Annotated in this window: 10 protein-coding genes; 3 read left to right on the top strand and 7 right to left on the bottom strand. The window is 69.9% G+C overall.

The window, feature by feature from the left end; genetic code table 11:
• The 7 genes from G6026_RS10420 to aceA all read right to left on the bottom strand — a co-directional run.
• The coding region (locus tag G6026_RS10420; protein WP_182613135.1) for a hypothetical protein at positions 1-832 on the bottom strand (832 nt) is incomplete at its 3' end.
• A 78-nt stretch (positions 833-910) separates the two neighbouring features.
• Positions 911-1432 carry a helix-turn-helix transcriptional regulator gene (locus G6026_RS10415; protein WP_194305318.1) on the bottom strand — a complete coding sequence of 174 codons (522 nt, stop codon included), beginning with the start codon at positions 1430-1432 and terminating at the stop codon, positions 911-913.
• Positions 1433-1596: 164 nt separating this feature from the next.
• Positions 1597-2805 (bottom strand): DUF445 family protein, encoded by a 1209-nt coding sequence (locus G6026_RS10410; protein WP_107757371.1) that lies wholly within the window; start codon positions 2803-2805, stop codon positions 1597-1599.
• 89 nt (positions 2806-2894) lie between these two features.
• The gene (locus tag G6026_RS10405) at positions 2895-3203 is read right to left on the bottom strand and encodes a hypothetical protein (RefSeq protein WP_107757372.1); all 309 of its coding nucleotides are present in this window, start codon (positions 3201-3203) and stop codon (positions 2895-2897) included.
• A gap of 77 nt (positions 3204-3280) precedes the next feature.
• Complete coding sequence (metE, locus tag G6026_RS10400) at positions 3281-5581, bottom strand: 5-methyltetrahydropteroyltriglutamate--homocysteine S-methyltransferase (protein WP_182613134.1); 2301 nt, start codon at positions 5579-5581, stop codon at positions 3281-3283.
• 5 nt (positions 5582-5586) lie between these two features.
• Positions 5587-6507, bottom strand: a complete 921-nt coding sequence (locus tag G6026_RS10395; RefSeq protein WP_107757374.1) for a 3-hydroxybutyryl-CoA dehydrogenase — start codon at positions 6505-6507, stop codon at positions 5587-5589.
• Between the two features lie 158 nt (positions 6508-6665).
• Positions 6666-7955 (bottom strand): isocitrate lyase, encoded by a 1290-nt coding sequence (aceA, locus tag G6026_RS10390; RefSeq protein ID WP_182613133.1) that lies wholly within the window; start codon positions 7953-7955, stop codon positions 6666-6668.
• A gap of 192 nt (positions 7956-8147) precedes the next feature.
• On the opposite strand from aceA, the gene ramB reads away from it, so the two are divergent.
• From ramB to G6026_RS10375, 3 genes are all read left to right on the top strand, one after another.
• The gene (ramB, locus tag G6026_RS10385; RefSeq protein WP_182613132.1) at positions 8148-9602 is read left to right on the top strand and encodes an acetate metabolism transcriptional regulator RamB; all 1455 of its coding nucleotides are present in this window, start codon (positions 8148-8150) and stop codon (positions 9600-9602) included.
• A gap of 5 nt (positions 9603-9607) precedes the next feature.
• A complete protein-coding gene (locus G6026_RS10380) occupies positions 9608-10186 on the top strand; it encodes a carboxymuconolactone decarboxylase family protein (RefSeq protein ID WP_107757377.1) in 579 nt (192 codons plus the stop codon).
• Positions 10187-10528: 342 nt separating this feature from the next.
• Positions 10529-11395 (top strand): DUF559 domain-containing protein, encoded by an 867-nt coding sequence (locus G6026_RS10375; RefSeq protein WP_241725812.1) that lies wholly within the window; start codon positions 10529-10531, stop codon positions 11393-11395.
• The last annotated feature ends 187 nt before the right edge of the window (positions 11396-11582 follow it).

Raw genomic sequence — 11582 nt, 5'->3', positions numbered from 1 at the left:
CCTTCTTGGCGGGAGCCTTCTTCGCCGGGGCCTTCTTCGCGGTCGTCTTCTTGGCCTGGGCCGTCCTGGCCTCGACCTTCGCGGCCCCGCTCTGGACCTCGTCCGAAGCGGCGTACGCGGCGTCCTCGACCTTGTCGGCGGCCTTGTCGGCAGCGGTGCCGGTCTCCTCAGCGGCCTGACGGGCGGCCTTGGACACGCGGCCCGCGGCCTTGACCCCGATGGAGCGGGTCTGGCGGGCGACCGTACCGAGCGCGTCCTCGCCCAGCTCGACCTGCTCCTCCACGGCACCGGCGGCGCGGGCGACCTGCTCGTTGACGCGGGCCAGACCGGCCTCGAGCTGCGGGTTCTCCTCGCGCAGGCGAGCCACGACGTCCTCGCCACGGGCCGCGAGCCCGCCGTAGATGCCGGCCGCGACCTCGACGTAGGCGTCGGCGACCTTGCGCAGCTCCTCCGGGCGGAAGCGGTTCACCAGCTCCTCGACCTCGGCCGGCAGCGCCTGCACGCGGTCAGGAACCTCGTTCACGCGGTTCTGCACGTCGGCCACGCGCTCGGTCACCCGGTTCTGCACGCCGGTCACCCGCTCGTTCACCTTGGTCTGAGCCTCGGTGACGGCGTCCTCGGCGCGACGACGCAGGTCGGAGACCAGGCCGGACACGGCCTGGACCGCGAGGTCGTTGACGCCGACGTAGGCGTAGACCGGAGTGCGCACCGCGGACAGCGCCTGCCCCAGCGGTCCGCTGGGTGCACCGCCCTTGGGGTTGGACTGCGACTCCGCCTGGGCGGCGGCGGCCTGGGCGGGGGTCTTCTTGGAAACGGGCTTCTTCTGGCTCATGTCGGCTCCTTGATCGTTGTCTGCAGGTCTTGCGGGTTCGGATGTCACGTGGCCCTGCCGGGCCGCCGTCGGACGGGCTCAGTGCACGTCGACGACCTGGTCGGCGGCGATCGCGTTGTTCGACAGAAACGACTCGTAGATCTCCACGAGCACCTCCCTCTGACGCTCGGTGAGGTCGGGCGCGGTGAGGATGGCGTCCCTCACCGGGCTCCCCTCCTTCAGTTCGAGGATTCCGGCGCGCGCGTAGAGCACCTCGGCGGACAACCTCAGACCTCGTGCGATCTGACCCAGCACCTCGGCGGACGGCTTGCGCAGGCCCCGCTCGATCTGACTCAGATACGGATTGGAGACGCCGGCCCGCTCCGCGAGCTGCCGGATGGACACCTCGGCGGCTTCCCGCTGTGCGCGGATGAACGACCCGATGTCCTGTGACTCGGACGCACGCCTGTCGTGGTCACCCTGTGGGGCGACACCGTCGTGACGGGGGACCTCGCCTGTCGGTTTGGTCCTCCGCGCGAGAGTCGCTGCGGTCGGTTCGGCCGCCTGCGCGGAGGCGGACTCAGGCTGTCGACCGCTCTCCCGGCCTCGCTTCTCGGCCATGGAGTCCACCTCCTCTCGCCGTGCATCTCACGTTGTCTGCACACAACGCTAGCAACGAGTGCTAGCAGCAGCAAGCGGGGTGGGGCGTGTAATGGATCACACCCCGGAGGAGCACAGCGGTCGGGGAACGAGCAGGCAGGGGACGCGCAGATCAGAAGAGCAGCTCAGAAGATGAGGAGGGTGAACTGGTGGATGACCAGACCCACCAGCGCACCCACGAGCGTGCCGTTGATCCGGATGAACTGCAGGTCCTTGCCCGCGAGAAGTTCGATCTTCTCGGACGCCTCGTCCGCGTCCCAGCGCTCCACCGTCTCGGAGATGATCGACGTCACCTCACCGGAGTAGTTCACGGCCACGTACGCGGCGGTCCGGGTCATGTAGTCGTCGAGGCGGGCGCGGACCTTCTCGTCGTCGACCAGCATGTCCGCCAGTCGGCGCAGGAGGTCGTCGATCTTCACCCGGAGGGTCGACGAGGAGTCCTCGGTGGCCTCGACGATCATGCGCTTGGCGGCCGTCCAGGCGGACGCCGCCGCACGACGGACCTCCTCGCGGTTCATCACCTCCGCCTTGAAGGTCTCGAGCTTGGCCATGGTGGCCGGATCCTGCTGGAGGTCGCGGGCGAAATCCTCGACGAACCCGATCAGGGCGAGGCGGACGGCGTGCTGCTTGTCCACCTTGATCTGCCAGGTCCACTCGCGCAGTTCGCGGTAGGCGCGATCGGAGAGGAGCTCGTTGACGAACTGTGGCGCCCAGGTGGGCGCCTTCTCGCGGACCCAGCGGTCGATGGTCTCCGGGTGCGCCTCGACCCACTCGTGGGCCCGGTCGGCCATGAGATCGAGCAGCGGCAGGTGCCGGCCCTCGGCGAGGAGCTCGCCGAGGATCCGTCCCGCCGGCGGGCCCCACTGCGGTTCGGCGATACGCGCGACGATGGTCCGCTCGATGATCGCCGTGGCGTCCTCGTCACGGAGGACCGCCAGGACGGACCGGATCGCCTTGGCCGACTGGTCGGAGGCGATCGCACGATGGTCCTCGTCCTGGAGCCACTCGCCCGCCCGTGCGGGGATCCTCGCACTGCGTACCTTCTCGCTCACCATCTCGGGATCGAGGAAGTTCTCGCCCACGAAGGTCCCCAGGGAGGCCCCCAGCTGGTCCTTCTTCCTGGGAATGAGAGCCGTGTGGGGGATCGGGATCCGGAGCGGGTGCCGGAACAGCGCGGTCACGGCGAACCAGTCCGCGAGCCCGCCGATCATCCCCGCCTCGGACGCCGCACGCACGTACCCGGCCCATGCCCCGGCCCCGTTGGACAGCGAGTACTCGGCGAACAGGAAGATGATCCCGGCCAGGACCAGAAACCCCGTCGCGACCAGCTTCATGCGGCGGAGAGCAGACCTGCGCTCCGCATCAGTGGCCGGGTCCCCCGCCACCAGGGCGGGCCCACCCGCCGCGGTGACCGGGTCGAGCGTCAGTGCGCGTCCTTGCGTCCGTACTTACGGAAACCGACCATGCACACCGCGAGGCCGACGACGAAGACGACGACCGTGGCCACGACCGCCGCCACGACCAGGCCGAGGGACACGTCCATGTCGTCGACGTAGAAGGCGAGCGCGGTGATGGGCAGCCCCAGCATGCTCATCGCCAGCAGCATGATGGCCGACCCGGCGTAGATCTCGGTGGAGTACAGCGGGTAGGTCGGCGCCACCTCGGTGGCGTACGTCGGGTAGTACTCCTCGACGATGGCAGCACCAGTGTGCTCGAGGGTCTGACCGGCCATGATGTCGTCCTCTTTCGTCTACTACCGATCCCGGGCGCCGCGGCACGGGAGTTGCTTGTCCCGATTCTATTGGAACCTCAGGTCCCGGGGGCAACCGCCCGGCGGATTCGTCGCGCGGCGGTAACGAGGTTGCGCAGACTCGGTTCCAGCTGCCAGGTGTAGCGGGTCTTGAGGCCGCCGTCCGGGACCGCCCACAGTCGGTCCACCCCCACCGCCGCGACCGCCTCGAGCAACCTCTCGTGGAGCAGGTCGATGTCGGGGACGAACCCCGATCTCGACTCGTAGACGCCCGGGGCGACCTGCCGCGTGAGGGTGTGGTCCGTGAGGGCGTCCAGGACCCAGTCGATCGACCGGGTCGCGACGATCGCCGTCACATCCGCGTCGAGCCCCTCGATCGCCTCCTTCATCACCTGCAGGGACGAGTAGCTCAGGTGGGTGTGGATCTGGGTGTCCGGACCGGCGCCTGCGGAGGCAAGGCGGAACGTGGCCACCGCCCACTCGAGATAGGCACGCCTGTCCGCCCCGCGCCGCGGCAGCAGCTCGCGGATCGCCGGCTCGTCGATCTGCACGATCGCCAACCCCGCGTCCTCCAGGTCCGCCACCTCGTCCCGGACCACCAGGGCCAACTGGGTGGCCACCTCGGACAGCGCGAGATCGGTCCGGCAGAAGGATCGGGCGAGCATCGTCACCGGTCCCGTCACCATCCCCTTGACCGGTCGGTCGGTGAGGGTCTGCGCGTACCCGGTCCACTCGACCGTCATCGGCGCGGGACGCGCCACGTCCCCGTACAGGATCGGTGGGCGCACGCAGCGGGACCCGTAGGACTGCACCCATCCGTGCCGGGTCGCCGCGAACCCGTCGAGCAGTTCCGCGAAGTACTGCACCATGTCGTTGCGCTCGACCTCACCGTGCACCAGGACGTCGAGACCGATGTCCTCCTGCAGGCGGATCACCGAGGCGATCTCGTCGCGCAGGTAGCCGCGATAACGCTCGTAGTCGATGCGGCCGTCGGCCAGGTCCCGGCGGGCCCTGCGGATCTGCACGGTCTGCGGGAACGACCCGAGGGTCGCGGTGGGCAGGATGGGGAGCCCCAGACGCGCCGCCTGCAGCGGAGCCCGCTCCGGGTAGGGCATGCGGAGCTTGTCGTCGTCGTCGACCGCCGCCGTCCTGGCCCGCACGTCCGGCCTGCGCGCACTGGGCCGCTCCGGCAGCGGACGCCACCGCGGCGTCGGGCCGTCGACCACCGCGTCGGCCAGCGACACCACCTCCGCGACCTTCTGGCGCGCGAAGGCCAGGCAGTCCCCCAGTTCCGCGGGCAGGTCCTCCTCGGCCCCGACGTCGTAGGGCACGTGGAGCAACGTGCAGGAGGTCGACACCACCAGGTCGGCGAAGGTGTCCTTGAGCCGCCTCAGATACTCGAGCACCTCGAACTTGTCCGTGCGCCAGACGTTCTGGCCGTCGACCACACCGGCGTAGAGCCGCTTGTCCGCGAGCCCCGGGACCGCCGCGAGGTCGTCGGGGGTCCGGTACCCGTGGACCAGGTCGAGACCGATCGCCTCGACCCCGGTCGACGCGAGCGCGGGCAAGGCCTCGGCCAGGTCCCCGTACTGGCCCGTGACCAGGATCCGCGGACGCGTGGGGGACGCGGACAACCGGTCATAGGCGTGACGCAGCCGCTCGACCTCGCCGGGAGTGCGTTCCATGGTCATACAGGGTTCGTCGAACTGGACGCAGGTCACGCCCGCCTCCGCCAGGACCTCCAGCAGCCTCTCGTACTGTCCGAGCACCCGGTCGAGCAGCTCGATCGGGTGGAACCCGCGTGTTGCGGTGGGGGAGGCCTTGCTCAACAGCAGCAGCGACACCGGCCCGGTGACCACCGGCCGGATGTCGATCCCCAGTTCGTGCGCGCGGGCGACCTCGGCCAGCAGCGCCCCCGGCGCCAGGCCGAGCACGGAGGAATCCTCGAACTCGGGCTGACGGTAGTGGTACGGGGTGCCCTGGAGCGCCACCAGTTCCAGTGGAGCCACGTCCGCGCGGCCGCGCGCGAGCGCGAACTGGGTGTCCACCGGCGACAGGCCACGCACCAGGTCCGTGAAACGGTGCGGGACGGCGCCGATGAGCAGGGCGTCGTCCAGGATGTGGTCGTAGAAGGAGAAGGTGTTGCCGGGGATCTGCGTCAGCCCCGTGTCCCGGAGCTCCCGCCAGGTCGACTCCTGGATCCGGCGGCCCACGGACAGGAGTTCGGACCGTGTGCCGTCCCCGTGCCAGTATCGCTCGAGCGCCCGCTTGAGCTCCCGCCGTGGGCCGATGCGCGGGTACCCCAGCACGCTGGACGCGCGGGTGAGCGCGAGGTGTGAGCGTTCGAGCTCCCGTCTCACGGCCGTCAGCGGGTGGCCCGGGCAGCTGCTCGGGGGACGTCGTAACGGTAGAAGCCGTGGCCGCTCTTCTCGCCCAGCCGTCCCGCCTCCACCATCCGCAGCAGCAGGGGCGGCGGTGCGTACAGCGGTTCACGGAACTCGGCGTACATCGACTCGGCGATCGCCTTGACCGTGTCCAGGCCCACGAGGTCGGCCAGGGAGAGCGGCCCCATCGGGTGGGCGCACCCCAGCACCATCGCCTTGTCGATGTCCTCCGGGGTGGCGAACCCGGACTCCGCCATCCTGATGGCCGAGAGCAGGTAGGGCACGAGCAGAGCGTTGACCACGGCGCCCGACCGGTCAGCGGAGTGCACCACCTGCTTGCCCAGGACCTGCTCGGCGAACGCCTCGGCGCGCTCGCGCACGGACCTGCCCGTCTCCAGCGTGCTCACCAGCTCGACCAGGGGCAGCACGGGGACGGGGTTGAAGAAGTGCATGCCGATCACGCGCCGCGGAGTGGCGGTGCAGGAGGCGAGTTTCATGATCGGGATGGACGAGGTGTTGGAGGCCAGGACCGCTTCCGGGTCGGTGACCACCTGATCGAGCTCACGGAACACCGCCGCCTTGGCCGCCTCGTCCTCGACGATCGCCTCGATCACCAGCTGACGGTCGACGAAGTCCCCGAGGTCGGTGGTGAACCGCAGCCGCAGTGCGGCCTGGTCGCGCTCGCGCCGGGTGATCTTCCCGGAGGAGACCCCCCGGTCGAGGGAGGCGAGGATGCGGGACCGGCCCGCCTCGGCGAGGTCCCGGGTGGAGTCCCACACCAGCACGTCGACGTGGGCGCGCGCGCAGACCTCGGCGATCCCCGCCCCCATCCGGCCGGAGCCGACCACTCCCACGCGGGTGATCGACCCCGGCTCCGGGGCTACCTCGCGGGTGGTGGGCATCTACGACACGTCCTTCTCGAACCGGGTGGTCGGTCCGGGCACGGGCCCGGAGTGCACGGACACGACCGGGGGCCGGGGCCGCCTCGTGGAGACGATCCCGGCCCCCGGTGTGGTGGTGCCATGGTGCTGGTCGCCCTACCGGAGGGCGATCCTGGGGGTCAGTGGAACTGACCCTCCTCGGTGGAGCCCTTCAGCGCCGCGGTGGACGTGTTGGGGTCGACCGTGGTGGCGATGCGGTCGAAGTAGCCGGCGCCGACCTCGCGCTGGTGCTTGACGGCGGTGAAGCCACGCTCCTCGGCGGCCTTGAACTCGCGCTGCTGCAGGTCGACGAACGCGGTCATCTGGTTACGGGCGTAGCCGTAGGCCAGGTCGAACATGCCGTAGTTGAGCGAGTGGAAGCCGGCCAGCGTGATGAACTGGAACTTGAAGCCCATCGCGCCGAGCTCCTTCTGGAACTTGGCGATCGTGTCGTCGTCCAGGTTCGCCTTCCAGTTGAAGGAGGGCGAGCAGTTGTAGGCCAGGAGCTGGTCCGGGAACTCCGCCTTGACGGCCTCGGCGAACTGCTTGGCGTACTCGAGGTCCGGGGTGCCGGTCTCCATCCAGATGAGGTCGGAGAACGGGGCGTAGGCCTTGGCGCGCTCGATGCAGGGCTCGATGCCGTTCTTGACGTTGTAGAAGCCCTCGGCGGTGCGCTCGCCGGTGATGAACGGGCGGTCACGCTCGTCGACATCGGAGGTGATGAGCGTGGCGGCCTCGGCGTCGGTGCGCGCGATGATGACCGACGGGACGTTCGCGACGTCGGCCGCCAGACGGGCCGAGGTCAGCGTACGGATGTGCTGGTTGGTCGGGATGAGCACCTTGCCACCGAGGTGGCCGCACTTCTTCTCCGAGGCGAGCTGGTCCTCCCAGTGCACGCCCGCGGCGCCGGCCGCGATCATGGCCTTCTGCAGCTCGTAGGCGTTCAGGGCGCCACCGAAGCCGGCCTCGGCGTCGGCGACGATCGGGGCGAGCCAGTTCTCCACCGAGGTGTCACCCTCGATGCGGGCGATCTCGTCGGCGCGGAGCAGCGCGTTGTTGATCCGACGCACGACGGTCGGGACCGAGTTGGCCGGGTACAGCGACTGGTCCGGGTAGGTGTGGCCCGAGAGGTTGGCGTCGCCGGCGACCTGCCAGCCGGAGAGGTACACGGCCTCGAGGCCCGCACGGATCTGCTGCACGGCCTGGTTGCCGGTCAGCGCGCCGAGGGAGTTGACGAAGTCCTTGTTGTTGACCTTGTCCCAGAGGATCTCCGCGCCACGGCGGGCGAGGGTGTGCTCCTCGACGACGGTGCCCTGCAGCTCCGCCACCTGCTCGGCGGTGTAGTTGCGGGTGATGCCCTTCCAGCGGGGATTGGTGTCCCAGTCCTGCTGGATCTCTGCAGCGGTACGTGCCTTGCCAACGTTCGACATCGCGACTCTTTCCTGTCTCGGGGGCGGAGCCGGCTTCGCACGATTGCGAGCGCGGCGTCCTGTACTTCGAAAGGATGCCACACTCATCGCAGCCCGTCTACCTGCGAGTTATGCGAATCTGGCGAGTTTCCTTGCGTCGATTGCAAACTTTGCGAAGAATGTGGGGCACACCACCGACCGCGGGAGCCGACGATGACCACCACTCACATGGGCGCACGCCTGCGACGCCTGCGGGAGGAGCAGGGGCTTACCCAGGCGGCGTTCGCCGAGACGCTGGGGCTGTCCGCCAGCTATCTCAACCAGCTCGAGAAGGACGCGCGCCCGGTCACCTCCCGGGTCCTGGCCCGGCTGTCCGAGGAGTACGGGGTCGACTCGACCTTCTTCGCCTCGGACGCCGACACCCGGCTGATCGCGGAACTGACCGAGGCCCTGTCCGACCCCCAGGTGTCCGCCGGCGTCCCCGCGGGTGAGGTGGTCGACCTGGTCCGTGCCCACCCGTCGCTGGCGCGCGCCTTCGCCGTGCTGAACCAGAGGTATCGGAACTCGGCCGACCTCCTCGCCGCCCTCACCGAGAGTCGCAACGCCCTGTCCGACGACACGGACACCTTCGCGTTGGCCATGCCCCACGAGGAGGTGCGCGACTACTTCTACCAGCGCCAGAACTACATCGATTCCCTGGACACCGCGGCCGAGGAGCTCACCACCCGGATCCGGATGAACCGCGGCGACGTCCGCGCCGAGCTCGAGAACCGGCTCGCCGAGACCCACGGGGTCCGGGTCGCACGCCGCGTGGACCTGCCCGACGGCCTGTGGCACCGCTTCTCCGACCGCGACCGTCGGCTCGACCTGTCCGCGCACCTGACCGGGGGGCAACAGGCCTTCCGCGTGGCATCGGAGCTCGCGTTCCTCGAGCACCACGAACTGCTCGACCAGCTGGTGGCCGACGGCGCCTTCAGCTCCCCCGCCGCCGCCTCCCTGGCCCAGCGCGGGCTGGCCAACTACTTCGCCGCCGCCGTACTGATGCCCTACCAGCGCTTCCTCGACACCGCCGAGGACTTCCGCTACGACGTCGAACGCCTGATGACCTTCTATGCGACGGGCTACGAGACCGTGTGCCACCGCCTGTCGACGCTCCAGCGCCCGGGCGCCGCCGGGGTGCCCTTCAGCTTCGTGCGGGTGGACCGCGCGGGGAACATGTCCAAGCGGCAGTCGGCCTCCGGCGTCCACTTCACCACCTCGGGCGGCACGTGCCCGTTGTGGAACGTCTACGAGACCTTCTCGTTCCCCGGCAAGATCATGCGGCAGGTCGCGGAGTTGCCCGACGGCCGCCTGCACCTGTGGGTCTCGCGGACCGTGACCACCCGGCCCATGCGGTTCGGCCAACCCCGCAAGACCTTCGCGATCGGTCTGGGCTGCGAGGCCCGGCACGCCCACCGCACCGTCTACGCGCAGGGTCTGGACCTCGCCGACGCCGACGCCGCCACCAAGATCGGGTCCGGGTGCCGCATGTGCGAGAGACCCGCCTGCCCCCAGCGGGCCTTCCCGCCGCTCAACCGCACACTCAGGGTCGATGCGCATCGATCGTCGCTCTCGCCGTATCTGCTCGACGATCCCCACTCCCGGGCGACCTCCCCTGCCCTACCCTGACGGCCATGAGCCAGGCACACCACACCGACAGTGACCCCGGGGACCCGGGCCGGCCCCGAATCCGCCCCGGCGGGTTCCGCGAACTCGGTCCGGTGGGCTGGGCCGTCAACCGCGTGGGAGCCCGCGTCACCGGCAGCCGCGACGTCCATCTGTTCGCCACACTCGGCCGCGCCCGCCGACTGTTCCCCGCGTGGTTGGCCTACTCCGGGATGATGATGCCCTTCGGGGTCCTCGACCGCCGGACCACAGAGCTGGTCATCCTGCGCGTCGCCCACCTCCGGGACAGCGCCTACGAACGGGCCCACCACGAGCGGATCGGCGCGCGGGTGGGGCTCGACGACGACGAGATCGCCCGCACCCTGCACGATCCCCGGTCCGCCGGGTGGCCGAATCGACTGCGGGCGGTGTTGACCGCGGTGGACGAGCTCGTGCGGACCAAGGACATCGCCGACGACACGTGGGCGGAGGTGGCCACGCACCTGACCGAGGCGGAGCTCGTGGGCCTGGTGCAGCTGGTGGCCCAGTATGACGGCTTGGCCACGACCCTCCACGCCCTGCGGATCCAGCCCGACCGCCCCCGCTGAGCCCGCCCTGGGTTGCGCGTCCCCTTTGCACGCCCACCCCTGGGTTGCGCGCCCCCTTCGCCCTGCGCGTCCTCTCTGCACGCCCACCCCCTTGGCTTGCGCGCCCCCTTTGCCCTGCGCGTCCTTTCTGCACGCCCACCCCTGGGTTACGTGCCCCCTCTGGTCCATTCGCGCAGCACACGTGGGCTCCCGCTGAACCGGCGAGTTCCCTCTGGGTCGTGATCGGCCGGCCCCCGCGGCCGAGGCTCGTGTGTCCACAAGCGGTGTCGGCTCCCCACAGACGAACGGGGATCGTCGAATCCACGACGGATCCGCTCGTTCGCGGCGTGCATGATCACCGGCATGACACGCCATCGCCCGGGACCGCAACATCCCGTCCTCTCCTCTGCCCGACTCAGCCGCGAGCTGACCGCCCTTCCCCGTCGCCGACGAGAGCGCGAGTACCTCAAGATCGCGGACGAGCTATGGCTGCCGGTAGCTCTTCCGCTCACCTTCGAGACCAAGTCGGTGGCGTACTCGCGCTTGTACCCGGACGGCGTCCTCACCGGCTGGTCGGCAGCGGCACTCCACGGGATCGACGCCCCGGACGACGCGGTTCCGGAGTTGTGCGTCGGCCCCAGCGGCAGAACGCGCTCGGGTCTGCGCCTTCGTCGGTACCGGGTGCCGCCATCGGCCGTGGAGCAGAAGCGGGGCGTCGCCGTCACCAGCCGTCGGTGGACCGCCTTCGACCTGGCCCGCTTCACCGACCACCTGGCCGGGGTCCTCGCGGTGGAGCACTTCTACCGACACGGATTCTCGGACCGTGAGCTACGCGACGTTGTCGACGAACACGTCGGCACCTGGGGGGTCGCACGAGCACGACGGGTACTCGCAGATGCCGACCGTCGCAGTGAGTCACCCATGGAGACCGAGGCGAGGTTGTTCCTCAGGGACGCGGGGTTCACGAGGTTCATACCGCAGGTCGAGGTGGGGGACGACTACCGCCTCGATCTCGCTGACCCCGTTCACAAGATCGCGGTCGAGTACGACGGCTCGCACCACGAACACCCGGCGCAGCAGTCGAAGGACCGGTTCCGTCGGAACCGCCTCCTCGCGGCCGGCTGGATCGTCATCGGCGTCGACCACAGGATTCTCCGTACCCGGCGAGACGACCTGCTCCGGCAGGTTGAGGCGGCGTACGCGCAGCGTTCCTCGCGCTTCGTCGACTGACCCCTCCGCGTCGCGCGCCCGCGCCGGAGCTTCCCGCCTCACCTGGCCCGATTCCCCGGCGGCGAGCCCAGGTGCGCGGCCTCTTTGGTCCGTTTCGCCAGCGCACCCATCCCTCTCGCGGACATTCCGAGCGCGTAGGACGAAGACGGCGCACAAGTCGGCCGGGCGGGCGCGGGCGCGGGCGCCG

This window comes from Dietzia sp. DQ11-38-2 (assembly GCF_014145055.1).
Taxonomy (GTDB): domain Bacteria; phylum Actinomycetota; class Actinomycetes; order Mycobacteriales; family Mycobacteriaceae; genus Dietzia.
Note: the sequence above shows the minus strand (reverse complement) of the source record. Positions and strands in the feature narration are given on the sequence as shown.

Excerpts from the sequence above, each read along its gene's own strand:
- G6026_RS10415 (WP_194305318.1), bottom strand. The coding sequence starts at position 1,432 with ATGGCCGAGAAGCGAGGCCGGGAGAGCGGTCGACAGCCTGAGTCCGCC.
- G6026_RS10410 (WP_107757371.1), bottom strand. The coding sequence starts at position 2,805 with ATGAAGCTGGTCGCGACGGGGTTTCTGGTCCTGGCCGGGATCATCTTC.
- G6026_RS10405 (WP_107757372.1), bottom strand. The coding sequence starts at position 3,203 with ATGGCCGGTCAGACCCTCGAGCACACTGGTGCTGCCATCGTCGAGGAG.
- G6026_RS10395 (WP_107757374.1), bottom strand. The coding sequence starts at position 6,507 with ATGCCCACCACCCGCGAGGTAGCCCCGGAGCCGGGGTCGATCACCCGC.
- aceA (WP_182613133.1), bottom strand. The coding sequence starts at position 7,955 with ATGTCGAACGTTGGCAAGGCACGTACCGCTGCAGAGATCCAGCAGGAC.
- ramB (WP_182613132.1), top strand. The coding sequence starts at position 8,148 with ATGACCACCACTCACATGGGCGCACGCCTGCGACGCCTGCGGGAGGAG.
- G6026_RS10380 (WP_107757377.1), top strand. The coding sequence starts at position 9,608 with ATGAGCCAGGCACACCACACCGACAGTGACCCCGGGGACCCGGGCCGG.
- G6026_RS10375 (WP_241725812.1), top strand. The coding sequence starts at position 10,529 with ATGACACGCCATCGCCCGGGACCGCAACATCCCGTCCTCTCCTCTGCC.